Annotated in this window: 29 protein-coding genes; 11 read left to right on the top strand and 18 right to left on the bottom strand. The window is 67.7% G+C overall.

Translation table 11 applies throughout. The annotated features are described in order from the left end of the window. The 6 genes from nadA to ASF51_RS18300 all read right to left on the bottom strand — a co-directional run bounded on the left by nadA (position 1) and on the right by ASF51_RS18300 (position 4638). Positions 1–1317 carry a quinolinate synthase NadA gene (nadA, locus tag ASF51_RS18275; protein ID WP_055933379.1) on the bottom strand — a complete coding sequence of 439 codons (1317 nt, stop codon included), beginning with the start codon at positions 1315–1317 and terminating at the stop codon, positions 1–3. Positions 1318–1394: 77 nt separating this feature from the next. Then, complete coding sequence (locus ASF51_RS18280; protein WP_055933382.1) at positions 1395–2072, bottom strand: NUDIX domain-containing protein; 678 nt, start codon at positions 2070–2072, stop codon at positions 1395–1397. A gap of 178 nt (positions 2073–2250) precedes the next feature. After that, positions 2251–2577 carry a PRC-barrel domain-containing protein gene (locus tag ASF51_RS18285; RefSeq protein ID WP_055933385.1) on the bottom strand — a complete coding sequence of 109 codons (327 nt, stop codon included), beginning with the start codon at positions 2575–2577 and terminating at the stop codon, positions 2251–2253. Between the two features lie 59 nt (positions 2578–2636). Next, entirely contained in the window at positions 2637–3440 is an 804-nt protein-coding gene (locus ASF51_RS18290; protein ID WP_157412225.1) for a hypothetical protein, read from the bottom strand. Between the two features lie 165 nt (positions 3441–3605). After that, complete coding sequence (locus ASF51_RS18295) at positions 3606–4259, bottom strand: heme oxygenase (biliverdin-producing) (protein WP_055933388.1); 654 nt, start codon at positions 4257–4259, stop codon at positions 3606–3608. 79 nt (positions 4260–4338) lie between these two features. After that, a complete protein-coding gene (locus ASF51_RS18300; RefSeq protein WP_055933391.1) occupies positions 4339–4638 on the bottom strand; it encodes a DUF2470 domain-containing protein in 300 nt (99 codons plus the stop codon). Between the two features lie 99 nt (positions 4639–4737). Between ASF51_RS18300 and ASF51_RS18305 the strand changes: the two genes are divergently transcribed. From ASF51_RS18305 to ASF51_RS18315, 3 genes are all read left to right on the top strand, one after another. Continuing rightward, entirely contained in the window at positions 4738–5259 is a 522-nt protein-coding gene (locus tag ASF51_RS18305; protein WP_055933394.1) for a DinB family protein, read from the top strand. A gap of 71 nt (positions 5260–5330) precedes the next feature. Continuing rightward, positions 5331–5570: a CopG family transcriptional regulator gene (locus tag ASF51_RS18310; RefSeq protein ID WP_082480621.1), complete on the top strand. Its 240-nt coding sequence runs from the start codon at positions 5331–5333 to the stop codon at positions 5568–5570. After that, on the top strand, positions 5567–5884 hold the full coding sequence (locus tag ASF51_RS18315; protein WP_055933400.1) for a type II toxin-antitoxin system RelE/ParE family toxin: 318 nt from the start codon (positions 5567–5569) through the stop codon (positions 5882–5884). Before ASF51_RS18310 ends, ASF51_RS18315 begins: the two co-directional genes overlap by 4 nt. A gap of 35 nt (positions 5885–5919) precedes the next feature. Here the strand turns inward: ASF51_RS18315 and ASF51_RS18320 are convergent, their stop codons facing one another. Then, positions 5920–6567 carry a dienelactone hydrolase family protein gene (locus ASF51_RS18320; protein ID WP_055933403.1) on the bottom strand — a complete coding sequence of 216 codons (648 nt, stop codon included), beginning with the start codon at positions 6565–6567 and terminating at the stop codon, positions 5920–5922. A 271-nt stretch (positions 6568–6838) separates the two neighbouring features. Here ASF51_RS18320 and ASF51_RS18325 point away from each other — a divergent pair, with 271 nt between their 5' ends. Next, positions 6839–7327 carry an SRPBCC family protein gene (locus tag ASF51_RS18325; protein ID WP_055933407.1) on the top strand — a complete coding sequence of 163 codons (489 nt, stop codon included), beginning with the start codon at positions 6839–6841 and terminating at the stop codon, positions 7325–7327. 113 nt (positions 7328–7440) lie between these two features. Here the strand turns inward: ASF51_RS18325 and ASF51_RS18330 are convergent, their stop codons facing one another. After that, entirely contained in the window at positions 7441–9033 is a 1593-nt protein-coding gene (locus ASF51_RS18330) for a chaplin family protein (RefSeq protein ID WP_055933410.1), read from the bottom strand. Positions 9034–9146: 113 nt separating this feature from the next. After that, entirely contained in the window at positions 9147–10154 is a 1008-nt protein-coding gene (locus ASF51_RS18335; RefSeq protein WP_157412226.1) for a hypothetical protein, read from the bottom strand. A 272-nt stretch (positions 10155–10426) separates the two neighbouring features. On the opposite strand from ASF51_RS18335, the gene ASF51_RS18340 reads away from it, so the two are divergent. Next, a complete protein-coding gene (locus ASF51_RS18340; protein WP_055933417.1) occupies positions 10427–10792 on the top strand; it encodes a DUF1801 domain-containing protein in 366 nt (121 codons plus the stop codon). Positions 10793–10811: 19 nt separating this feature from the next. Here ASF51_RS18340 and ASF51_RS18345 read toward each other — a convergent pair whose 3' ends face one another. Beyond that, positions 10812–11411, bottom strand: coding sequence for an alpha/beta hydrolase (locus ASF51_RS18345; RefSeq protein WP_055933420.1), 600 nt, complete (start codon positions 11409–11411; stop codon positions 10812–10814). 105 nt (positions 11412–11516) lie between these two features. Here ASF51_RS18345 and ASF51_RS18350 point away from each other — a divergent pair, with 105 nt between their 5' ends. After that, the gene (locus tag ASF51_RS18350; RefSeq protein WP_055933423.1) at positions 11517–12584 is read left to right on the top strand and encodes a Gfo/Idh/MocA family oxidoreductase; all 1068 of its coding nucleotides are present in this window, start codon (positions 11517–11519) and stop codon (positions 12582–12584) included. Between the two features lie 26 nt (positions 12585–12610). Here the strand turns inward: ASF51_RS18350 and ASF51_RS18355 are convergent, their stop codons facing one another. Next, positions 12611–12928: a DUF3072 domain-containing protein gene (locus ASF51_RS18355; RefSeq protein ID WP_055933674.1), complete on the bottom strand. Its 318-nt coding sequence runs from the start codon at positions 12926–12928 to the stop codon at positions 12611–12613. Between the two features lie 128 nt (positions 12929–13056). Here ASF51_RS18355 and ASF51_RS18360 point away from each other — a divergent pair, with 128 nt between their 5' ends. Continuing rightward, complete coding sequence (locus tag ASF51_RS18360; protein ID WP_055933427.1) at positions 13057–13719, top strand: TetR/AcrR family transcriptional regulator; 663 nt, start codon at positions 13057–13059, stop codon at positions 13717–13719. Positions 13720–13767: 48 nt separating this feature from the next. Here ASF51_RS18360 and ASF51_RS18365 read toward each other — a convergent pair whose 3' ends face one another. Further along, entirely contained in the window at positions 13768–13974 is a 207-nt protein-coding gene (locus ASF51_RS18365; protein WP_055933430.1) for a hypothetical protein, read from the bottom strand. Positions 13975–14105: 131 nt separating this feature from the next. Here ASF51_RS18365 and ASF51_RS19490 point away from each other — a divergent pair, with 131 nt between their 5' ends. After that, entirely contained in the window at positions 14106–14279 is a 174-nt protein-coding gene (locus ASF51_RS19490) for a hypothetical protein (protein ID WP_200926163.1), read from the top strand. 21 nt (positions 14280–14300) lie between these two features. Here ASF51_RS19490 and ASF51_RS18370 read toward each other — a convergent pair whose 3' ends face one another. Further along, the gene (locus tag ASF51_RS18370) at positions 14301–15986 is read right to left on the bottom strand and encodes a RecQ family ATP-dependent DNA helicase (RefSeq protein WP_082480591.1); all 1686 of its coding nucleotides are present in this window, start codon (positions 15984–15986) and stop codon (positions 14301–14303) included. A gap of 141 nt (positions 15987–16127) precedes the next feature. On the opposite strand from ASF51_RS18370, the gene ASF51_RS18375 reads away from it, so the two are divergent. Then, on the top strand, positions 16128–17168 hold the full coding sequence (locus ASF51_RS18375) for an NAD(P)-dependent alcohol dehydrogenase (protein WP_055933433.1): 1041 nt from the start codon (positions 16128–16130) through the stop codon (positions 17166–17168). Between the two features lie 70 nt (positions 17169–17238). Here the strand turns inward: ASF51_RS18375 and ASF51_RS18380 are convergent, their stop codons facing one another. From ASF51_RS18380 to ASF51_RS18390, 3 genes are read right to left on the bottom strand one after another with little or no spacing between them, the layout of a single operon-like run. Continuing rightward, positions 17239–17589, bottom strand: coding sequence for a DUF2834 domain-containing protein (locus tag ASF51_RS18380; RefSeq protein WP_369797333.1), 351 nt, complete (start codon positions 17587–17589; stop codon positions 17239–17241). Next, positions 17586–18545, bottom strand: coding sequence for a hypothetical protein (locus ASF51_RS18385; protein ID WP_235497318.1), 960 nt, complete (start codon positions 18543–18545; stop codon positions 17586–17588). Before ASF51_RS18385 ends, ASF51_RS18380 begins: the two co-directional genes overlap by 4 nt. A 41-nt stretch (positions 18546–18586) precedes the next feature. Next, positions 18587–19210, bottom strand: a complete 624-nt coding sequence (locus ASF51_RS18390) for a MerR family transcriptional regulator (RefSeq protein ID WP_055933442.1) — start codon at positions 19208–19210, stop codon at positions 18587–18589. 72 nt (positions 19211–19282) lie between these two features. On the opposite strand from ASF51_RS18390, the gene ASF51_RS18395 reads away from it, so the two are divergent. Next, the gene (locus tag ASF51_RS18395) at positions 19283–20782 is read left to right on the top strand and encodes a SulP family inorganic anion transporter (RefSeq protein WP_055933446.1); all 1500 of its coding nucleotides are present in this window, start codon (positions 19283–19285) and stop codon (positions 20780–20782) included. Between the two features lie 105 nt (positions 20783–20887). Continuing rightward, positions 20888–21865: an NAD(P)H-quinone oxidoreductase gene (locus ASF51_RS18400; RefSeq protein WP_055933448.1), complete on the top strand. Its 978-nt coding sequence runs from the start codon at positions 20888–20890 to the stop codon at positions 21863–21865. Between the two features lie 131 nt (positions 21866–21996). Here the strand turns inward: ASF51_RS18400 and ASF51_RS18405 are convergent, their stop codons facing one another. Next, the gene (locus ASF51_RS18405; RefSeq protein WP_055933452.1) at positions 21997–22656 is read right to left on the bottom strand and encodes a cyclodeaminase/cyclohydrolase family protein; all 660 of its coding nucleotides are present in this window, start codon (positions 22654–22656) and stop codon (positions 21997–21999) included. A 57-nt stretch (positions 22657–22713) separates the two neighbouring features. Continuing rightward, positions 22714–23466 carry an SDR family NAD(P)-dependent oxidoreductase gene (locus ASF51_RS18410; protein ID WP_055933683.1) on the bottom strand — a complete coding sequence of 251 codons (753 nt, stop codon included), beginning with the start codon at positions 23464–23466 and terminating at the stop codon, positions 22714–22716. Positions 23467–23589: the final 123 nt, after the last annotated feature.

The raw sequence follows: 23589 nt of genomic DNA on the forward strand, positions 1-23589 counted from the left end.
TCAGTTCACGGCCTGCGGGGCGGGGGCCGACACGGGCGGCCGGGCCGCGAGCATCCGTTCGAGGGCGACCGTCGAGTCGGCGATCACGTCGTCGGCGACCTGGATGCGGTTGAGCACCACCCCGTCGACGAGCCCCTCGAGCACCCAGGCCAGGTAGCCGGGGTGGATGCGGTACATCGTGGAGCAGGGGCAGATCACGTCGTCGAGGCAGAAGATGGTGTGCTGCGGGTACTCGGCGGCGAGGCGGTTCACGAGGTTGATCTCGGTTCCGATGGCGAAGGTCGAGCCGGCCGGCGCGGCCTGGATCGCTTTGACGATGAAGTCGGTCGAGCCCGCGGAATCGGCGGCGTCGACGACGGCCATGGGGCACTCGGGGTGCACGATCACCTGAACGCCCGGGTACTCGGCGCGGGCCTTGGCGATCTGCGCCGGGGTGAAGCGCTTGTGCACCGAGCAGAACCCGTGCCAGAGCACGACCTTCGCGTCGACGAGCTCATCGGCCGAGTTGCCGCCGAGGGGCTTGCGCGGATTCCACATGGGCATGAGCTCCACCGGGATTCCCATGGCCTTCGCCGTGTTGCGGCCGAGGTGCTGGTCGGGAAAGAAGAGCACCCGCTGCCCGCGTTCGAAGGCCCACTCGAGCACCGTCGCCGCATTCGACGACGTGCAGACGATGCCGCCGTTGCGGCCGCAGAACGCCTTGAGCGCGGCCGAGCTGTTCATGTAAGTGACCGGAATGACGGGAACCCGGCCATCGGCATCCGGTGCCGTGCCGTAGATCTCGGTGAGCTGCGCCCACGCGTCTTCGACCGAATCGATGTCGGCCATGTCGGCCATCGAGCATCCGGCAGCGAGGTTCGGCAGGATGACCGCCTGCGACGGCTGCGACAGGATGTCTGCTGTCTCGGCCATGAAGTGCACGCCGCAGAAGACGATGGCCTCGGCGTCGGGCTTGGCCTTGGCCGCGTTCGCGAGCTGGAACGAGTCGCCCACGAAGTCCGCGTACTGCACGACCTCGTCGCGCTGGTAGAAGTGGCCCAGCACCACGACCCGCTCGCCGAGCGTCGCCTTCGCGGCCCGGATGCGCGCATCCAGTTCGTCGGCGCTCGCCGTCGTGTACTCGGCGGGCAGGCGACCCTGCACCGGCGACCCGGTGGGAATGACGTCGGTCATGGATGCGCCGGGGCCGTAGTTCGGCAGGCCCGCGTCGAAGGTCCACGGCTCGAGTGCGAGGTCGGGTGTGCAGGTGCTGCCGGAGACCGCGCCTACTGCCTCATCGCGGGTGAGCAGCTGGATGGTGGTGTCGACGGATGTCATGGTCGTCTTCTTCGTTCGCTGGGCCTGTCGAAGCGGGTTGACCGTTCCCTTCGACAGGCTCAGGGAACGGACGGTTTCTATCGGAGGGGGCCGCGGTCGGCGAGGTCGATCGACCCGTCGTAGCGGTAGAGGCGCGCGGGGCGATGCCGGGCGCCGGTGACGAAGTCGCCCGTGGGGACGACGGTCTTGCTGGACTCGATCATGCGCCGGAAGTTCGCGGGGTCGAGAGGCTTCTGCCTGACGGCCTCGTGCACCTCACGCAGTTGGGCGAGGGTGAACGTGTCGCCGAGAAAGGCGTGCGCGATGCGGGAGTACTCCATCTTGGTGCGCAGGCGCCAGAGCGCGTAGTCGACGATCAGGTTGTGATCGAAGGCGAGCTCGGGCAGCTCATCGGTCGAGAGCCAGGTCACGTTCTCGCCCACGGTGGCCCGGGCCGCTTCGTCGCTTTCGACGAGGGCCCAGTACACGATCGAGACGACTCGCTGGCCGGGGGAGCGACCGACGTCGCCGAAGGCGTAGAGCTGTTCGAGGTACTTGGGCGTGAGGGCGGTGGTCTCGACCAGGTGGTTTCGGGCCGCCGCCTCGAGGTTGTCGTCGATGCGAAGCGGGCCTCCGGGGAGTGCCCATCTGCCCTCGTGGGGCTCGCGAATGCGACGGACGACCGGTATCCACACCGTGCTGACGCCGGTGGTCGGATCGCTGCGCAGGGCGAAGATCACGGTGGATACCGCGATGCTCGCCTGCTGCTGGCTCATGGCCGTGCCGATCGTGTCTGGACTTAAGGTATCGATGACTCTAAGTGCTGTAATCAGCTTAGTGTCATGATGACCCGAACGCAAACACGCCGAAAAAAGTCCGTTCCCTGAGCTTGTCGAAGGGGATGCCCTTCGACGGGCTCAGGGAACGGACTCGAGGAACGGTCTCAGCGAGATGTCAGGAGGTCGGACCCGCGTCGGCCTCGTAGTGACGGCGCAGCAGCTCCTGTTCGGCCGGGCTCAACGCTTCTCCGATCGAGAACCGTGGCGAGTCCTTGAGCTGGTCCTTCGAATACGGCAGGCGCAGGTGCTCCCTGTCCCATTCCGCGCGGTCCAGCGGAACGAACGCGTCGGAGCCGGAGAACAGGCCTGGATTCACGGTCGCCCACTGGGGCCGCCCGGTCTCGGCGTCGACCAGCACCTGCGTGACGGTTCCGACTTTCTGCCCGTCGGGGCCGGTGGCTGGCGCGCCGACGATGCCTCCGATGTCGCGTGACTCGATCATGGGTGTCTCCTCGGCTCGTTCAGTGGGTGTTCGGGTGCTCGGCTGTTCCGTGCGGTGGGTCAGCGGCCGAGGCCGGCGCGGTCGACCTTGCGGTGGAAACGCATTCCACCGAGGCCGCCGAGGATGGCGCCGATCAGGCTGATGACGGCCACGGCGATGGCGGTGATCACGCTGGCCGTGGTGAGGTCGCCTTCGTCGATCGGAATCCGCGGGAAGCTGTTGAGGTTGCCCAGCACGTTGTACTGGCTGCCGGCGATCGCGGTGATGATGGCGACGACGATGGCGATGACGACCGCCCACAGCCAGACGAAGACGCCCTGCTTCATGCCGTTGAAGCGGGCCATGCGGCCGGCCACGTATCCGCCGCAGTAGTAGGCGACGAAGATCACGACGAGCAGCGCGATGGCTCCCGCGATCCCCACGGTGTCGGCGTTGGCGACGCCTTGGTCGGCGGCCTCATCGGCGTCGCCGGTGATTCCCAGTCCGATGGCGGCACCGGTGGCGGCGACCAAAGCGGTGAGGATCACGGCGGTGCCTGTCGCAGTCAGCCATCCGAAGAATGCCGAGCCGATCTTCACGCCCCCGAACTCCTCCTTCTCGCGCTCGAGGACCTCCTGGCGCAGGGATGCCTGAGGCGCGGCGGGCACGGCGGCGCCCGGTTCGAGCCCGCCCGTGGTCGTCACGCCCGTGGTCGGCGTGCCCGCGGGCGTCGAGCCGGTGGTCGCGGATACGCGCGGTTCTGCAGAAGGCGGCGTTGCCGCCACGGGTGCCGGGGTAGTGGAGCGGACGTCGGGATCGTTGGCCCCGTCGTAGCCGCCCTGGGGCGGGACGCTGGAGTTCTGGGGGTGCTCGCGGTCGCTCATGATGTGCCTTCGCCTCGTTCGCGACGCCTCCGTGCTCCGCGTTGGCGCGGTCACTCCTGGACGCCGCTTACACGGACAGTACGCGCTCCACGCCCGCGTGATGATGGGCTTGACACCGTCCCTGACGTTCAGGGACCGACCGGAGGTGCAGGTTTCCGCTGCCGACTACGCGACGGCAGAGGCCTTCGCGTTCGCCAGGTCGACGAACAGCTCGGTGTTGAAGCGGTAGGCCACGAGAACCTCGTCGATCACACGATCGCGCTCGGCGTCGTCCCAGCCGGTGGCGTCGAGCTGGGCGCGGTACGTCTCCTTGAACTCCTTCGGCTTCGCGATGTCGCCGAACAGGTAGAAGCCCACGCCGTTGGTCTCGAATCCGAACTGGCGCTGCATCAGGGTGCGGATGATCTGGCCGCCCGACAGGTCGCCGAGGTAGCGCGTGTAGTGGTGGGCGATGAAGCCCCCGTTCCAGGTCGCCGCGACCTCGTTGATGCGTGCCACGTAGCGAGCCGTCGTCGGCAGAGGAACGATCTGCTCGCGCCAGTCTTCGCCGATCAAGAAGCGGAGGTCTTCTTCGATGGCCGGAAGCCGGGTGAGCTTCGAGGTGATGAACGGCGCCGCGACCGGGTCGTTCTTCATGCGATCGGCGGCCGCCTCGATGGCCTCGTAGATGAAGAAGTGCTGTGCGACGAGCGCGATGTAGTCGTCGCGCGTGCCCTTGCCGCTCATGAGGTCACCCATGAAGCTCGCGCCTTCGCTCTCGCTGTGGCTGGTCCAGGTGCGCTCGCGCAGGGCCTGCGAGAATGGGATGACGTTGGTCACGATGACGACTCCAAAAATGAGGGGTTCTCTAACCGTGAGGTTAGCCTGCCCTTACTTTATAGGAGGAGCCGTGCCACGGCTAGTGCGGGCGCGGCTCGATGCCCAGCTTGACGCAGGCGGCGTCGTAGAGCGCGACGACCTCGCGGCGAACCTCGGCACGCTCGGTGATCGGACCGGCCGGCCAGGCGATGCGCACCTCGCTCGTGGCTCCGTCGACGGTCGCATCCCACGTCGCGACCGATCCGTCGAAGCCCGTCATGACCGCGGAGCGTGCCGCCGGGTTCGCGAACGCCCGCACGATGAGGAGGTTGTCGTCGGTGTGATCGCCGTTCATGTGCTTCAGGATGGCGGACACGACGTCGGGGCTGAAGGTGCTCATCCATCGAGCGTATACGTCGGACGCAGGTCGGCACGAAGTCGTCGACGAGTGGCGCAAATGACTTGGTGCGGCCGCTCGGTCGCTCCGTAAACTCGGCCCATGCCTATCGTTCCCGAGACCAAGAGCTGGACCTGGGTGCTCGAAAAGCCGTGCCCCGAGTGCGGTTTCGACGCATCCACCACCGACGCCCGGGAGGTCGCCGACCTCACCCGCCAGAACGCCGCCGCCTGGCCCGCCGTGCTGCAGCGGGCCGATGTGCGAGAGCGACCGGATGACGACACGTGGTCGCCGCTCGAGTACGCGGCGCACGTGCGCGACGTGTTCACGACCATGCGGGGCCGCCTCGAGCTGATGCTGGCCGAGAACGACCCGCTGTTCGCCAACTGGGATCAGGATGCGACCGCCGTCGAGGAGCGTTACAACGAGCAGGACCCGGCGGCCGTCTCGGCGCAGCTGGTCGAGGCCGGCCACGCGATCGCCGACGCCTTCGATGCTGTGCCCCCGGATGCCTGGGGCCGGTCGGGCAGGCGGGGAGACGGTGCCAGCTTCTCGGTCGAAACGCTGGCGCAGTACTTCATCCACGATCCCGTGCATCACCTGCGCGACGTGTCGAAGGGGTAGTGGTTTCGGTTCCAGCACGTTGGAGCAATGACAATCTTTGTCATCGCTGATAGTCTCGAATAATGGCGACGATGAACGTTTCTCTCACCGATTCCCTCAAGCAATTCGTCGAGTCTCAGGTCGGCGACAACGCACGGTATGGCAATGTCAGCGAGTTCATGCGCGACCTCATCCGACGTGAGCAGGCTCGCATCGAGTTCCATGCACTCGTCGCCGAAGGCGTACGCTCGGGCGACGGGTCGGAATTGAATGACGCCTACTTCGATCGACTGCACGATCGCATCAGTGCCGCGCGCACGACCGCCCAGTGACCAAGAGGGTAGTCACTACCCGGCAGGCCGATCTCGATATCGATGAGGCAGTCGACTATGACCTCTCGCAGGCCGCATTCGACGCTGCTACACGCTTCGTCGATCGTCTCGACGCCACGAAAAGCGTGATTGCTGAGCACCCGTCGCTGGGGTCGGCGAGATATGCGGATGACGCGAGGATTCCGAGTCTGCAGAGTGTCACGCTGCCGGACTTCCCGTACATCATCTTCTATACAGACGATGCCGACGCCGTTCGCATCCACCGTGTTCTGAACACAAGCAGAGATCTTTTCGCTGTTCTCGGCAAGGGCTGACCGCCAGTCGTTCGCGACGGGACTACGGCGCCCGCTCAGTCGAGCAGCTGTCCCTGCATGAAGTAGGTCGATCGGGCGAAGGCCAGCGCGGCGGCGTTCTTGTCGAGTGCGGCGGAGATGGTCGCATTCGCGAAATAGGTCGACGTGCCGATGTAGTTGTGCCGGGTCACGGGGGTGCCGACCTCTTTGAGCCGACTGACGAACAGGTCGGCGGTGAGCCCGGAGCCCCAGTCGTCGTATTCGGAGAAGTGCAGGGCGACGGGACAGGGAACGATGCCGCCCTCGCTCTCGGCCAGTCCGGCGTAGTACGCCACGACTGCGTCGACGGCACCCTCCTGGGCGCTGCGCAGGGCGAGCCAACCGCCCACTCCCATGCCGATGATCCCCACGCGTGCCGCACCCGAACTGCGACCCAGCGCGATCGCATCCGCAAGGGTCGCGATGGCGAAGCCCTCGTCGAGTCGCGAGCGAAGCAGGGCGACGCCCTCGGGGTCTACGGCGGCCACGCCGTTGAAGAGGTCGGGAACCACGACGAAGAATCCCTGCTTCGACAGGGCGGTGGCGTAGGCCTCCAAGTAGGGGAGGCGACCGTAGTCGTCGTGCACGAGCACGACCGCCGGCTGGCCCTCGGTGCCGAACATCAGCGGCCATCCGGGCGAGGGGATATCGACGAGCTCTGTCACGTGGAGTCCTCCTTCGGCCGCTGTCGAAGTCTATCGAGCGCTGCCTCGGTCGCAGGCGGCCTACTCGACCAGTGAAACGGGAGGAGATGAACACATCCGACGCAAATACTGCGTCGGTTTGGCGTATCTCCTCCCATTCGCCAGGTTGGGCGGAGATTCCGAGCTATCGGCCGCCTCTGCGTCCCGGTATGCCGGAATCTCCGCCCGGGGTGGCCTCGATGCGGACGCAGGCGGCCTACTCGTGGGGCGCAGGCGCGTGACAGGATGAAGCATGCCCGTCGTCGAGTCCCGTTGCGTCGTTCCGGTCGATGTCGAGACGGCATTCGCGATCTCCCAGACGACCGGCGAGATTCGAAAGCGGTGGGATCCGTTCATCAGAAGGCAGTACTTCATGCACGGCGCGACGTCGCCGGCCAAAGGGGTGCACACCTATACCGTGCAGCGCTTCGGCTTCCGGATGGAGAGCGAGTACGTGTCGTACAAGCCGCCCTCGAACGTCGGTATGAAGATGACGAAGGGGTCGTGGTTCTTCGAGAGGCTGGGCGGCGGCTGGCGATTCGACGCCGTCGATGACCGACCCGGTCACACGCTCGCCGTCTGGCGCTACAACTTCTCGTGCAAGCCGAAGTGGCTCGCGCCGATCGCGGAACGCATCGGCGCAGTGGTTCTTCAGCACGATATCGACCGACGCATCCGCGGTTTTGCGAGAGGATGCGAAGACCCGATCGTGCTGGCCGCGGTAGTCGATCCCCGACCCTGACGTCAGCGATCATCGACCTCGAGAATCATCGGCCTCGCCGGGCGCGGACACGCCCGTACCGGGCACCACACGGGGGTGGCGGTGCCCGGCACGGGTCTGTTCGGACGTGATCGTCAGATACGAGCGCCCTTCTTGCGCGAGGTGATCATCAGAGCAAGTCCGGCCAGCAGCAGGAGCGCGATGGCTCCCGCGATCGGTGCCGCCGAGACGCCGGTGAGGGCAAGGCCCGAGGCGTCTGTTCCGGCGGTGTAGCCCGAAGCCGAGGAGCCTCCAGCGGTGACGCTACCGGCGGTCACCACAGTGGTGGTGGTGGTCGGCGTGCCAGGGGTGACCGGTTCCGTCGGGTCCGTCGGGTCGGTCGGGTCCGTGGGGTCCGTCGGGTCCGTGGGATCGGTCGGGTCGGTCGGATCCGTGGGATCTGTCGGGTCCGTGGGGTCGGTCGGGTCGGTCGGGTCGGTCGGGGTGACCGTCGGGTCGCCGATCACGGTGATGGCGTTGCCGCCCAGGTCGATCGGAAGGTTGATCACCGGAATGATCTGGGTCCCTCCTCCGATGCTGCCCTCGCCGTCGGTCGTGTTCTCCGTCGATCCGCCGGTGGTTCCGCCGGTGACGGTCGATCCCGATGTCGTCGGGTCGCCGATCACSGTGATGGCGTTGCCGCCKGCGGTGATGGGGGCTCCGATGACGGGAACGATCTGGGTTCCGCCGAGGATTCCGTCTTCACCCGAGGTCGATGCGCCGGTGCCGGTCGTGCCGGTTCCGGTTCCKCCGGTGGTTCCGCCGGTGGTGCTGGAGTCGGTGGACTCGGCGTCGCCGATCACCGTGATGGCGTTGCCGCCAACCGTGACGGGGGCTCCGATGTCGCCCACGACCTGCGTTCCGCCGAGCACCGAATCGGTGCCGCCGGTGGATGCGCCGGTGCCGGTCGTGCCGGTTCCGCCGGTGGTTCCKCCGGTGGTGCTGGAGTCGGTGGACTCGGCGTCGCCGATCACCGTGATGGCGTTGCCGCCGGCGGTGATGGGGGCTCCGAYGACGGGAACGAYCTGSGTTCCGCCGAGGATTCCGTCTTCACCCGAGGTGGATGCGCCGGTGCCGGCAGGGGTGCCGGACGGTTCGGACGATTCGCCCGTCGTGCTCGTGCTGCCCGAGCTGCTCGAGTCGCCGATCACCGTGATGGCGTTGCCGCCGACGGTGACCGGGATGTCGACATCGACCAGTCCCTGCGTTCCGCCGAGAAGCGAATCGCTCCCGGTGGTGGTGGCTGCCGGGGCGGCCTCCGTCGGGGCCTCCGAAGCAGGTGCGGACTCCACCGCGCCCGACTGCTCCGAGTCGCCGACAACGCTGATCGCGTTGCCCGACACGTCGATCGGAACGTCGACGTCGACGATGGCCTGCGTGCCGGATGCGACCCCGTCTTCGCCGGAGGTCGTCGCCTCGGCGACGGGCTCAGGTGCCGGCTCAGCGGCCGGTGCCGGCTCGGCGGCGGGAGCCGCCTCGGGTGCCGTGGCCGTCGCATCCCCGAGGATGCTGATCGCGTTGCCCGAGAGGTCGACCGGAACCTCGAGGCCGATCACGGCCTGGGTTCCCGACACCAGGCCGTCTTCGTCCGATGTGGTGTCCGCAGCGTTCGCTGCGGCGACGCCGAGGCACGAGAGGCCTCCGACGAAGAGGGTGAAGTACAGCCCTCTCTGAATGAATTTCTTCATGATGGTTCAACTCCAAGAAAGATTGTTGTGACTGATGAGCTCCAGCCGCGCGACCGCGCGGGGGAGGTGGTTCGCATCGTCTGCCCCTGAACTCCAGGCAGGTGCGGACTCAGTCAGTCAGGAGTCGAACCGAGGTCGAATGTCGGCGAAGCAGGAAGAGCGTCGTCGGATTCGAGTGCGCGCAGCGTGATTGCGGCATGCGCGAAGAGTGAGCCGGAGAGGGCGTCGAGCGAGGCGACCCCGCCGGAACCGGCCCCGCCGCCCGTTCCCGCGCCGCCACTGCCAGACGGAGTGGGCAAGACCACGGGAGAACCCTCAGGATGCCCGGCGGGCGCAGGGGCGCCCGGCACCGGAGGCGTTGAAGAACTGGCGGAGCCGGCCTGTCCCGGGGCGGGGAGACCAGAAGATGAAACGGATTCGGCAGAGGCGCCCGCAGTCGCCGGCAGGGCACCGCCTGCCAACCCCTCGAGGGAGGCGACCGCAGGGCCCGATGCCTGGAGGACATCGCCTGCGTGAGCGGGAGAAACGGCTGAGGAACCGGGAAGATCCAGACCCGGGATCGGCGGGATGATTCCGCCGGGGCCGATCGGTCCGGATGCTCCGGGAAGCGCGGGTGCGACCGTCACGACGGTCGTCGTCACCTGCCCGACAGTGGAGTCGGCGAGGTCGACGACCGGCGCCGTGACGCTTGCCGTCGGCGTGGATCCGAGGATGTCTCCGACCACCGGAACGGCCGCGACGACAGGGTCCACCACGTCGGTGACGGGCTGCACGATCTCGGCTACGGGCGCGTCGGGCACAGCCTCGACGACGGGAATGACGACCTCGTCGACGACCGGTTCCACCACCGGCTGCACGACCTCTGCAACTGGCTCGGGCACCACGGAGCTCACGTCCTCGACCACGGGAACAGCGGTGTCGACGACCGAGTCGACGATCTCGGAGACCGGCTGGGTCACCCCGGAAACGACGCCTCCGACGCCGCCGAGGAGGCCATCGTCGGCATGCGCCGAGGTCGGCGAGAGCAGAATTCCCCCGACGACGAACCCGGCTCCGACGAGCCCTCCGAGCAAAAGAAGCCGCAGTCGACTGACGGGTCGGTGCTCTTCGATGGCATCCACGTCAATCACCCCCAACGGCTGATTACCCCCAAACCTAGGCACGTCGGATTCGCCGGGTAAAGGAGCTCGAATATTTCGGGACGAGGTGACAACGTGATGAATCGACTCGTTTTCGGCCGCTGCTTATGATGCAGCCTGCATCGGTAAAACGCTTCAATCCCCGGATCTGCTGGGCCTTCCCTGAGCGCCGACTCTTTATCTCGCGACAGGAACTATCTCCCGGAGATTTTTCAGTCCGGCGGGAGTGAACGACCGGCCACTAGCCTGTCGCCATGCCGAAGAAGCAGCTCTCCGTCGATGCCGGGCTCGACCTGCGCGCCCATCCTCTGCGCGATCAGATCGATCGTCTGCGCGACATCACCCTCGCGATCGACCCCGCGATCGTCGAGGAATGGAAGTGGAACGCTCCGAGCTATCGGATCGCGAACGACTACCTCTACACCTTCATGCTGCGTCCCGACGAGTACCTGCACCTCGTCTTCCATCACCCGGGTGCGCCGTCGATCGACAGTGAGCTGCTCGAGGGCGACTACGCCGACGGCCGCCGCATGGTCTACCTGCGCGGCGCCGACGACGTCACGGCGAAGCTGCCCGAACTCATGGGCGTGCTGAACCAACTGGTGCGGCGCTCGCAGTGATGCAGGCCTCGTCGCATCCTCAGGCCTCGCGGCTCCGGATGCGCGTGGCCGGGTCGACGCACCACTCCAACAGCGATGGCCACTCTCCGTAGCCGGAGTCCGGCGTGAAGTGGCCCTGGCCCGGCAGAACGATGGTCGGAAGCGAGAGCGGTCGGCCGAACGAGGACTCGGCGCCGTCGGGGTTGAACGGGTCGTCGTCGCTCGCCACAAGGATCGTGCGCCCGGCATCGATCGGTGACACGGCGAGGGGCAGCGCGGCGAAGGCCGCGATCTCGGCGAAACCGGCGGCCACCTCCACGGAGGGCGGGGCCACCAGAAGCACCCTCGAGATCTCGACGGGCGAATCCGGCCTCGCCCCCAGCCACAGCAGAACCGACAGGCTGTGTGCGATCACGACCACGTCGTCGACTCGGCCCGTGTCATGCAGCCGACCCAGCGCATCCAGAACCGACGCCGACCACTCGGAGACGCCAGGGGAGTGCGGCGAGGGCAGCTGCGGGTACTCCACCAGCGCGCCGCGGTCGCGCAGGGCGCGCGCGGTTCGGTGCTGCCAGTGCTCGGGCGGTCGCTCGTTCTGCCAGCCGTGCAGGAGGAGGAACCCGGAGCGCTGTGCGGTCATGCAGACGATTCTCGTGCCGCCGCGAACTGCAGTACAGCGAAACATGCCGTCGTTTCCGCCGATGAGCTATCGATTACCGCCAGCGCATCCCGATAGCCTCGAAGCATGCCTTCAGCCACTCCCTTCTCTCGTCCCATCCGCACCGGAATCATCGGATTCGGACTCTCCGGTCGGGTGTTCCACGCGCCCTTCCTCGCAACGAATCCCGACTTCGAGGTGTCGGTGATCGTCACCGCGAACGCCGAGCGCGCCGCGGAGGCCGCCCGCCTGCATCCGGCCGCCGTCATCGTCGACAGCGTCGACGAACTGTTCGAGCGCGCGACGCGGGGGCAGCTCGACCTCGTGGTGATCGGCTCTCCGTCGGGCACGCACGCCGCACTGGCCGACAGGGCGTTGGATGCCGGGGTCGCCGTCGTCGTCGACAAGCCGTTCGCCGTCACCAGCGCCGAGGGCCTGGCGCTCATCGAGAAGGCCGAGCGGCTCGGCCTCCCGTTCACGGTCTTCCAGAACCGCCGATGGGATGGCGACTTCCTGACCCTGGCCTCGTTGCTCGAGGCCGGCCAGCTCGGCGAGGTGCGACGCTTCGAGTCGCGCTTCGAATGGTGGAAGCCGGTGCAGGCGAAGTCGTGGAAGGCGGAGGCCACCGCCTCGGAAGGCGGCGGCATTCTCTACGACCTGGGTGTGCACCTGCTCGACCAGGCCCTGCAGCTCTTCGGAGACGTCGAGGAGATCCACGCCGAAGTGATCACCCGCCGAGAAGACGGCGTCGCCGACGACGACACCACGGTTCTGCTCAGGCATTCATCGGGCGTGCGCACCCAGCTCTGGATGAACGGCATGGCCGCGCAGGTCGGCCCCCGGTTCCACGTGCTCGGCTCGACCTCGGCTTACACGAGCTGGGGCCTCGACCCGCAGGAGCCGCAGCTGCGCGACGGCGCTCTGCCCACCGACGACGGATTCGGCGTCTACGGCGAAGACCGCTGGGGCCTTCTCGGTGTCGACGGCGATGTGGTCGCCCTGCCCACCCAGGCGGGCAAGTACTCTGCCTTCTACGAACTGCTCGCCGAGGCGCTGCTGCGCGGCGGCCCCCTGCCCGTCGACCCGCGCGAGTCGCTGCGGTCGCTCGAGATCATCGAGCAGATCCACAGCGCCGCGGGCTCGTACGACGCATAGGCGACGGCCTCCGCGAGCGTTCGCTTCTACTGGCCGCGGCCGGTGACCTTCTGCAGCCGGTCGATGTGCTCAGACGCCTCGGCCTTCGTGAGCGAGGCCGGAAGCTCCTCGCCGGCCTCGCGGGCGAGCGTGTCGAGGTAGCTCTTCTGCGGGCCGGTCATCGGCTCGTCGCCGGTGACCCAGTCTTCGGGATCTTTGGCGGCAGACGAGGTGTCGCCGTCTGGGCGTGGAGCGCCCAGCGTCTCTTCTTCATTGGTAGCGGAGTCGGCGGCTGCGGAATCGTTCTGGGTGACCGACGGAGTCGCCGGTTCGACCGACGCGTCGTTGTTCTGGATGTCTGACATGCCTCCCACGCTACGGCCGACGGCCGACACGGCGGCGGGGGTGGCGCATCCGGTCTCTGCGGAGTAGCGGATTCGCGAGCGTCCCACCCCTGTTCGAGGGTCAGGAACAACAAGTAGTGTTGGGACTCATGTCCACCAATGAACTCGTCGACGTCGTGCCGCGCGCAGCCCTGCGCCGCAGCCCGCGCCAGGATCGCAGCACACAGCGCATCGAACTCATCCTCGATACGACTGCGGCTCTGATCGACGAGGTCGGCTACGGCAGCCTGTCACCCACGCTTATCGCCAAGCGGGTCGGCATGTCCGGACCGGGCATCTACCGGTACTTCGACGGCATGCCCGCCATCGCCGCCGCGCTCGCGACACGTAACCTCACCCGTCTGATGCAGACGTCGCAGGCGGCGCTCGAAAGCCGGGACGCCGAGTGGCAGGAGCTGCTCGGCCGGGTCATCATGGCCTACTGCGGGCTCTTCCGCACCGAGCCCGGCTTCCGCTGGCTGCGCCTCGGAGACGCGATCGACCGCAATCTGATCGACAACACCGACAGCAACCGCACCGTGCTCGCACATCAGGTGGGTGAACTCTTCTTCGAGCGATTCGAAGTCTCGCGCGACCGACCCGATCTGCTCAAGCACGTCGAGGTGGTAGTCGAGATCGTCGACACGCTCACCGCGAAGGCGTTCGAGACCGATCCATCGGGCGATCAGTTCTTCATCGACGAGTGCACGCGCATCGCCACCGAATACCTCGAGAAGTTCCTCGAACGCACCCAGAGCTACGTCGTCGAGTAGCGGGCGGGCCGCCGGCTCCCCGCCGACCGCCGGCTCCCCGCCGACCGCCTAGTCCGCTTCTGTCGACCCGGCCCCCGGTGAGCGCAGATCGAGGTCGTCGTCGCCGACGCCGTCTGTGGGCAGCTGCTCCTCGACGGTGCCGAACGAGTGCGACACGGCCTCGGCGGCCGCGTTGCCCTCGGTCTCGACACCGGGAATGATCTGCTCGCCCTTGTCGACCTCTTTTTCGTCGAATTCGCTCTGCTGGTCGCTCATGCTTCGTCCTCTCTCACTGCGTGGCCGGATGGCACGACAAGGCAAGCATGTCGGGCGGGAACGCGCCACCCCCTGACCATTCAGCATCGATCGCGCTTGACTGAAGGCGACCACCGAAGCGAAGGAGCGACATGTCAGACAACATCCCCACCGAGGGCGAGAAGCTCGGAAAAGACGGCACCATCCCGAACTCCGACGACGGAATCGCGCTGGGACACGGCGAGGCGTCTCACTTCAACGTCGAAGAGGACGAGCATGCCGGCGACAGCGCGGAGAAGGACCTCGACGACCCCGCGCAGAACTGACGGCGGGCCAGGGGCGGTCGGTCAGGTGGGCAGCAGAGTGAGCAGTCGATGCTGCTGCACCACCTCGATCGACAGCACCTTGTAGCCCTCGTCGTCGAAGAACACGGTAATCCTGTCTTCTTCGACACGCATCACAACACCCTCGCCCCACTTCGCGTGGCGTACCCGGGTGTCGAGCGGATAGGCGACCGCCCCGTCGCCTTCGTGCGGGGCCATCGTGTGCTCGCGGGCGAACTCCTCCTGGGCGCTGCCCGAGGAGCAGGTGTCGCAGTTGCCGCAGGGGGCACCCAGACTCTCGCCGAAGTATCCGAGCAGAAAGATGCGTCGGCATTCGAGGGTCTCCGCGTAGCCCCGAACCATCTGCACGCGCGACTTCTCCACGCGGTGCAGCGCCGCCGCCTTCTCGGACGCGATGCGCGCCGCCACGGTCGGCGATCGCCGGTCGATCGTGCTGAGACCCGAGGCCGTCGAGGTCACCAGCTCGGACTCCTCGAGAAGGTTGACGAGCGCCCGGGCTGACCGCGCAGAGACGTCGAGCGCATCTGCCAGCTGCGGCAGCGAGAGTCCCGGTGACGTCTTGATCGCGGCGAAGGCCAGCGAGATGGACTCGCGCGACGGAACGCCCGATGCGAAGAACGTGCGCAGTCCGAGGTCTTCGGCCCTGTAGTGCAAGGTCGCCAGGGCGACTGCGCCGTCTCGGCCGGCCCTGCCGACCTCCTGGTAGTAGCTGTCGATGGAGTCCGTGACCGCCTCGTGCACCACGAATCGCACGTCGGGCTTGTCGATCCCCATGCCGAACGCGCTCGTGGCCACGACGACGTCGGTGCGGCCGTCGATGAATCGCTCGTGCACGTCTTCGCGGTGGGCGTCGGGAAGGCCCGCGTGATAGGCGGCGGCGGGGATGCCTCTGGCCTGAAGGGCGTCGGCGTATCGTTCCGCATCGGCGCGGGTCGCGACGTACACGAGACCGGGACCGACAGCATCCACGACCTGCTGCACGACGGCCCGGCGCTTGTCGTCGTCGCTCTCGTGCCGCACCACCTCGAGCCTGATGTTCGGCCGGTCGAAGCCCCGCGCGAGAACGAGCGCGTCGCGCAGGCCGAGCCTGTCGACGATGTCGTCGCGCACCGGGCCGGAGCCGGTGGCGGTGAGCGCGACGACGGGAGGGTGGCCGAGCCGGTCGATCACCTCGCCGAGGCCGAGATAGTCGGGTCTGAAGTCGTGGCCCCACGCTGAGACGCAGTGCGCCTCGTCGACAGTGAAGAGCGAGACGCCCCGGGCGAGCAGTCGCGCGACGACGGACTCCTTCGCGAGCTGCTCCGGAGAGAGGAAGACGAAGCAGGGCTCGCCGCTCTCGACATCGGCCCAGGCCTGATGGTTTTCGGAATCGGACTGGGACGAGTTGATCGCGGCGGCCACGAGACCGTGCTTCTCGCGCAGCGACCGCACCTGGTCGTCTTGCAGGGCGATGAGCGGAGAGACCACCACGGTGACGCCACCACGAATCGATCCCGCGAGCTGGTAGACGGCCGACTTGCCATAGCCGGTGGGCATGACGGCGAGCACGTCTCTGCCGGAGACCGAGGCGCGCACCGCTTCGAGCTGGCCCTCGCGCAGGGTCGCCCAGCCGAACACGTCGCGTGCGGCCAGGGCGATGGCGGCATCGCTCGTCGCGTCGGACGAAGGAGAGGTGGGTGAGTCGGTCACGACCTCGACGCTAGCGGCAACCACCGAGCCTGCCCAGTGAGGGATGAAAACAGACAACTGTCGGTTTGTCGGAGTACGCTGGAATCGCGGACGGTTCACCGCATTCAGGACATCTCGCCGCCCGCGGATTGGTCAGACATCATGAAGGCGCTCCAGTACACGACCATCGGCAAGGCCCCCGAGGTCGTCGACATCCCGATTCCCACGCCCGGCCCCGGCCAGGTTCTGCTGAAGGTCACCGCCGCCGGCGTCTGTCACTCCGACGAGTTCATCATGGGCCTGCCCGAAGACCAGTACGTATACGGCCTGCCACTCACCCTCGGCCATGAGGGCGCGGGAATCGTGCACGAGCTCGGCGAGGGAGTCGAGCACCTGGCCGTGGGCGACGCCGTGGCGGTCTACGGACCGTGGGGCTGCGGTCGTTGCCACAACTGCTCCCAGGGCAAAGAGAACTACTGCACCAACGCTCAGGCCGAGGGCATCATGCCTCCCGGGCTCGGCTCGCCCGGTTCGATGGCCGAGTACATGCTGATCGACGACCCGCGGCACCTGGTTCCGCTCGGAGACCTCGACCCCGTGAAGAACGTCTCGCTCACCGATGCAGGTCTCACGCCGTACCACGCCATCAAGCGCTCGCTTCCGAAGCTCGGCGCCGGAACCTTCGCCGTCGTGATCGGAACCGGCGGACTCGGCCACGTCGGCATCCAGATTCTGCGAGCCCTCTCGGGAGCGACCGTCATCGCCCTCGACGTGAACGATGAGAAGCTCGCGCTGGCGAAGAAGGTCGGAGCCCACCACGCTCTGCTCAGCGACAAGAACGCGGTCGACGCGATCAAGGAGCTCACCGGCGGACTCGGAGCGAACGCCGTCTTCGACTTCGTCGGCGTTCAGCCCACCGTCGAGATCGCGGGCGCATCGGTGGCGATCGAGGGCGACGTCACCATCGTGGGCATCGGGGGCGGGATGCTGCCGGTCGGCTTCGGCGCGATCGCCTACGACGCCGCCGTGCGCACCCCCTACTGGGGTTCGCGGGCAGAACTGATCGAGGTGCTCGACATGGCCCGGGCGGGCCAGATCGAGGTCGAGGTCGAGACCTTCGGCATCGACGAGGGTCCTGCAGCCTACGAGCGCCTGCACTCGGGCTCGATCCGCGGCCGCGCGGTCATCCTGCCCAACGGCTGAGCCTCAGCCATTCGCTGAGGTGCAGGAAACGGCCGCTTCACCGTGCATCGAAGCGGCCGTTTCCTGCACCTCAGCGCTCTGCAGGCCTCTGACGAGTGAGGTGGCGCTCGCGGGCGCACAGGAACAACGGGAACGCGAACGCGAGCGCCACCAGGGGCACGAGCACGACGTAGAGCACGATCCCGCGCATGCGCAGCCGCCGCGCCTCCGCCACCATCAGCACGATCGCGGCGACGGCAACGATCGCGAGGTCGACGCCGAGCGAGTTCACCGACGGGCCGCTGCCGAACCACTCGCCCAGAAAGTCGCGTTTCTCAACGATGGCCGTGATGTTGAAGGTCCACGTTCCGACGAGTCCGACGACAGCCAGCACGAGGTAGATCACGGCCGGCGCGCTCCAGTCGCGACGCAGGCGGCTCACGACTGCACTGTCTCGGCCGGGGCGTCGAGGGGGTCGACGCGAGCCGGTGCGGTCGGCGGCGCGGCAGGAGGCTCAGGATGCCTGGCCGCGCCGACGAGAACGGCAACGGTCGCCGCCAGGGCTGCGCCCAGAACGCTCCAGCCGGCCACGAGAATTCCGCCGTCGGGCCGAACGATCGACTGCCCCACCAGCGCCTGCGCCGTCAGCACGAGCAGCGCGGCCCCGAATGCCGACGTGGCCACGATCACGAGCCGGGTGCGCACGCGATCGTCGGCGAGAATCCGGAGGCGCGGGGCCAGCAGATCGAGGGCGATCGCGAACAGCGGGATCAGCTGCAGGGCGTGCATGCCGACGAAGTGTGGAATGCGCAGGTCTCCCGCCACGGTGCTCCAGCCCAGGATGGGCAGGCCCGGGCCGCCGTCGGCGACTCCCACGGTGTGCGCTCCGACGATTCCCTGGTAGTCGTCGAGCTGCTGCGCGGTCGGCCCCGTCATGAGGAAGGCGAGTCCGAGGCCGACGAGTGCGAGGGCCGCGCCGGCGCGAACGGCCACCGTCAGCGAGACCGTGGGAAGCGGCATCCAGAACAGCATGATCGTGGTGACGAACGTGGCGACGTAGAGCACCGTGATCGACACGGCCATGATTCCCCAGAGCGCCGTCGAGACGGGGGTGGAGACGTTGAAGTGGCTCGTCGTTCCGGATGCGGCGGCCGCAACGATCGCGATCTGCTCCACGGCGAGGGCGACCGCGATCACCGTGCCCGCGGTGTGAGCCGCCTTTCGGAACCGGGGCAGATGCGCGATCAGCCAGGCCCAGGTGACCGAGTAGATCAGGATCGACAGCGAGAATTTCAGCGGCTTGAGCCAGACCTCGGCCCCTCCCACCTGCCTCGGGTCGGCGGCGACGCCGATCAGGCACACCGCCGCGCACAGCAGCATGAGTGCGGCGACGGACATGAGCGGACGGTGCCAAGCGAAGGCGCGGTTCAGTGCGGGCATCACAGATTCCTATCGGCTGTACGGGCGGCCTGGGCAATGCGCCTCAGGCCGACTGAGAGGGCGTCGCCGAGCACCGTGCCGACGACCATGAGTTCGGTTCGCTCGGAGTCGTCGGCGATCGCACCGACGGCATCGAGGTCGGCGTCGGCCACGAGGCCGGCGGCGGCCGCGTAGCGATCGAGGTACTCGTCTGTCGGGGGATGCCCCGCCTTGGCGAACCCGTCGATGGTCTGCGCCAGGATTCGGCGACCCACGTTGTCGCCGCAGTGCAGCCATCCAGCGCGCTCGACGACGGCGTCGGCGCGCGCGATGCTCTCGGGCGACGGCTCGCTCACGTCGGCCACGGCATCGCGGGCGAGCGCGTTCTGCGCGACCTCGAAGGTCTCGGCGATCGGCTTCGACGTGTCATCGAGGGCGGCAAGAACGGCGGCCGTCGACGTGACCGAGAGTCTGCCCACTTCGAGCATGGCCCGGATGAGCCGGAGCCGCTCGACATGGGACTCGTCGTAGCTGGTGCGGTTCTCGCCGTGCCGAGTGCCGGCGTGCAGCAGCCCGGCGCGCACGTAGTACTTGATCGTGGCGGCGGGAGTGCCGGAGAGCTGCGAAACCTGCGAGATGAGCATGTGCTGATAGTAGCACTACCGATAGTGTCGCTACCGGCAACGGCGAAAAGTCATTCCACGTAGGCTGTCCCGGTGCCCGCGCTCCCCGGATCCCTCGCTCCCCAGGCCGAAGTGACGACGCTCCAGGCGCTCCGCTCGCCCCGACTGCTCAGCCGGGAGGTGCTCGCCGGAATCGTGACGACGCTGGCCCTCATCCCGGAGGTCATCTCCTTCTCGGTGATCGCCGGTGTCGATCCCAAGGTCAGCCTCGTCGCATCCATCGTTCTCGCCATCACCATGTCGATCCTCGGCGGGCGGCCCGCGATGGTCACGGCTGCGGCAGGTTCCGTGGCGCTCGTCGTCGCACCCCTGGTCAAGGATCACGGAGTCGAGTACCTGCTGCCGGCGATCATCCTCGCCGGCATCGTGCAGATCGCGTTCGGCGCACTCGGCCTTGCCCGGCTGATGAGGTTCATCCCCCGTTCGGTGATGATCGGCTTCGTCAACGCCCTCGGCATCCTGATCTTCGTGGCCCAGGTGCCGCACCTGCTCGGCGTGCCGTGGCTCGTGTACCCGCTGTTCGCGCTCACGGTCGCGATCATCCTGATCCTGCCGCGCTTCACCACGGCCGTGCCCGCGCCCCTGGTCGCCATCGTGGTCGTCACCGCGATCGTGATGATCGCGCACCTGAGCGTTCCGAACGTGGGCGACGAAGGCGAGATCGGCGGGGCGCTGCCGGGCCTCACGCCGTTCCTCGCCCCGCTGAACCTCGAGACGCTGCAGCTCATCTGGCCCACGGCGCTCAGCGTCGCGTTCGTCGGTCTGATGGAGACCCTGCTCACCGCGAAGCTCGTCGACGACATCACCGAGACCCGATCGCACAAGAGCCGCGAGTCGTGGGCGCTCGGCGTCGCGAACATCCTCGCCGGGTTCTACGGCGGAATCGCCGGCTGCGCGATGATCGGCCAGACGATCGTGAACGTGAAGATGGGTCGGGCCCGCACCCGCATCTCGACGTTCGTGGCGGGGCTCGTGCTTCTGGCCCTCGTCACGCTGCTCAGCGACCTGATGGCGCAGATCCCCATGGTGGCGCTCGCGGCGGTGATGATGATCGTGGCGATCACCACCGTCGACTGGCACAGCGTGCGGCCCTCGACACTGCGTCGTATGCCCGTGCCCGAGACCCTCGTGATGGTGATCACCATCGTCGTCGTGGTCGCGACCGGCAACCTCGCGCTCGGCGTTCTCGTGGGCGTGGTGCTCGCGATGGTGCTGTTCGCACGCAGGGTGGCCCACGTCATCCGGGTCGACCGGGTCGTCTCGGGCGACGGCGAGTCTGCGCGCTACACCGTGCACGGGCCGCTCTTCTTCGGAAGCAGCAACGACCTGGTCGAGCGCTTCTCGTATGCGGTCGACCCGCCGAACGTGGTCGTCGACTTCGGAGCCGCCCAGATCTGGGACGCATCGACGGTGGCCGCGCTCGACTCGGTCGAGAACAAGTACCGCCAGCACGGCGTGACGGTCGCCTTCGAGGGTCTGGATGGGCGCAGCCGGGCGCTGCACACGCGCCTGTCGGGCCGGCTCGGTTCGTAGGCGCGGCGGACATCCGCGCCCGGTAGGCGCATCGGCGCCCAGGCGACCGGCGGCGGATGCGCCCAGAAGGAGCGGACGCGGCGGCCACGCTCGTAGACTCGCGGCATGCGAGCGATCACCCTTCCGAGCTTCGGCGATCCGTCTGTTCTCACCCTGAGCGAGGTCATCGAGCCTCCGGTCGGGCCGTCGGACGTGCGCATCGACGTTGTCGGCGCCGGCATCAATGGGGCGGACATCTCCCAGCGCCGCGGCAGCTACCCGGCGCCGTCCGGCGCCCCGGTGTGGCCGGGACTCGAGGTGTCGGGCGTCGTCAGCGCGATCGGCGACGACGTGGCGGAGTGGCGCATCGGAGACGAGGTCTGCGCCCTGCTGCCGGGCGGCGGCTACGCCGAGCGGGCGGTCGTCGACCAGGGGCTCGTGCTTCCCGTGCCCGCCGGGGTCTCCGTGCTCGATGCGGCCGCGCTGCCGGAGGTGGCCGCGACGGTCTGGTCGAACGTGTACATGAGCGCCGAGCTGCTTCCGACCGAAGCGTTCCTCGTGCACGGCGGCTCGAGCGGCATCGGCGCCATGGCCATCCAACTCGCCCACGCGCTGGGTTCGCGGGTCTTCGCGACGGCAGGGTCGGCCGAGAAGGTCGCCTTCGCCGAGTCGCTCGGAGCTGTCGGAATCAACTACCGCGAGCAGGACTTCGTGGAGGTCGTCAACTACGAGATGGGTGGTACCGGCGTCGACGTGATCCTCGACATGGTGGGCGGCGACTACGTGGCCCGCGACATCCGGGCCCTGGGCGTGGGCGGCCGCATCATGGTGATCGCGAACCAGAGCGGCGACACGAGCTCGTTCAATGTCGGCTCGCTCATGATAAAACGCGGTCGTATCTGGGCGACCACCCTTCGCGCGAGGCCGCTGGCCGAGCGCACGGCGATCATCGCCTCCGTGCGTGAGTCGGTCTGGCCGCTGATCGAGCAGGGGCTCGTGAAGCCGACCGTCGACAGCGTGTTCACGCCCGCGGAGGCGGCCGACGCTCATCGTCGCATGGAGTCGAGCGCCCACATGGGAAAGATCCTGCTGCAGTTCGCGTAGCCGCCCTTCGACAGGCTCAGGGAACGCCGTGGGTGGTCTCGAGACCGGGTCAACGGAGCACGAATCGGCCGACACGCCACTTTTCGCGCCTCGCGAGCGGGGTGTTGCTCGAAACGTGCTCCGTTAGCTCGCTACTCGTGGTCGGTCGGGGCCGCGCGGTCGTCGACCGCGGCCATGATCGCGTCGATGCGGTCGCGGGCCTCGTCGAACTCGCGCACAGAGTCCCACACCCTGGGGTTCTCTGCACGTACCTGCTTCGGTGGCTCTCCGGCGCGAGAAACGGCCGCGAGATCGAAGCTCACATTCGTGCGCGCGCCGGTGATGGCGGCCCGGAGTGCGCCGAGCGCTACGACCACGTCGGCGATCAGCGCCGGGTTGCCGCGAAGGGCCAGCCACTCGAGGTCGTCGATCGCCTCGGACGCATGGCGACCGAGAACGCTGGATGCGCGCGCCGCGTCGGTGGATGCCTGGCGGACCGCCGCATCCCGCGCTGGCCCCTTCTCGAGGTTGTAGGCCGCGCCGAATGCGGCGGAGGCCGTGGAGTCCTCGTCGGCCAGTCGGAGTGCGGTCTCGCGGAGAGACAGCGCCCTGGCGTGCAGCTCGCCGATCACCGCGACGTCGTTTCCGTCGTCATGCTCGGAGTAGCCCGCAACCATCGACATCAGTGCGGCCGCGATCGCGAGCATCACTCCGGATCCAGCGCCTCCGCCCGGTGAGCCGTTCCGTCCTGCCAGGGCGCGGGTCCACGCGTCGACGGTCGAGCTCTGCGTGCCGATCTCGGGAGAATCCATGAGTCCAGTCTGCACATCGACGGGCGTGGCCTCGATAGTCGGTTCGTTCCGCAGGGCCTAGTGGGCCGAGTAGCCGCCGTCGACCAGGTGGTAGCTGCCCGAGATGAACGAGGCCTCGTCGCTCAGCAGGAACAGGGTCAGCGCGGCGACCTCCTTGTCGGTGCCGAGGCGACGCGACGCGTGCTCCGCCTCGAGCGCGCTGAGCGCCTCGGGCGAGAGGCTGGAGCGCACGAGCGGGGTATCGATGAATCCGGGTCCCACGGCGTTGGTGCGCACCCCCTCCGACGTGTACTCGAGCGCCGCCACCTTGGTCAGGCCGATGAGCGCGTGCTTGCTGGTGACGTAGGCCGCGTTCTCGGCGATTCCGACCGATCCGAGAACCGAGGCCATGTTCACGACGGCGCCGCCGCCGGCCGCGACGATCGCGGGCAGCTGGAACTTGAGACCGTAGAACACGCCGTCGAGGTCGACGGAGCGAACCCTGTCCCAGGCGGCGATGTCGTAGTCGCCGATCTTCTGCGGGGCGGCTCCGATGCCGGCGTTGTTCACGGCGAGGTGCAGGGCGCCGAACGTCGACTGGGCGAACTCGACCGCGGCCTTCGAGTCCTCCCACTTCGCGGTGTTCTGCTGGAAGGCGGCCGCTGAACCTCCGGCTGCGCCGATCTCGTCGACGATGCTCTGGGCCGCGTCGAGGTTGATGTCGGTGACGACGACCGAAGCGCCCTGCTCCGCGAGCTCACGCGAGATCTCCGCTCCGATGCCGCTTCCGCCGCCGGTGACGATCGCTACCTTGTTGTCGAACCTGGCCATGAGGATCACTCTCCATTCTCTACAGACTGATGTCGCGGAGATCGGCGATCTCCATGCGCCTGCATCGAATTCAACATGCAGACCCGTCCAGAGTATTCCTCTTATCCGACATTTGTCGGATTC

Source organism: Agreia sp. Leaf283, assembly GCF_001422485.1.
GTDB lineage: Bacteria > Actinomycetota > Actinomycetes > Actinomycetales > Microbacteriaceae > Agreia.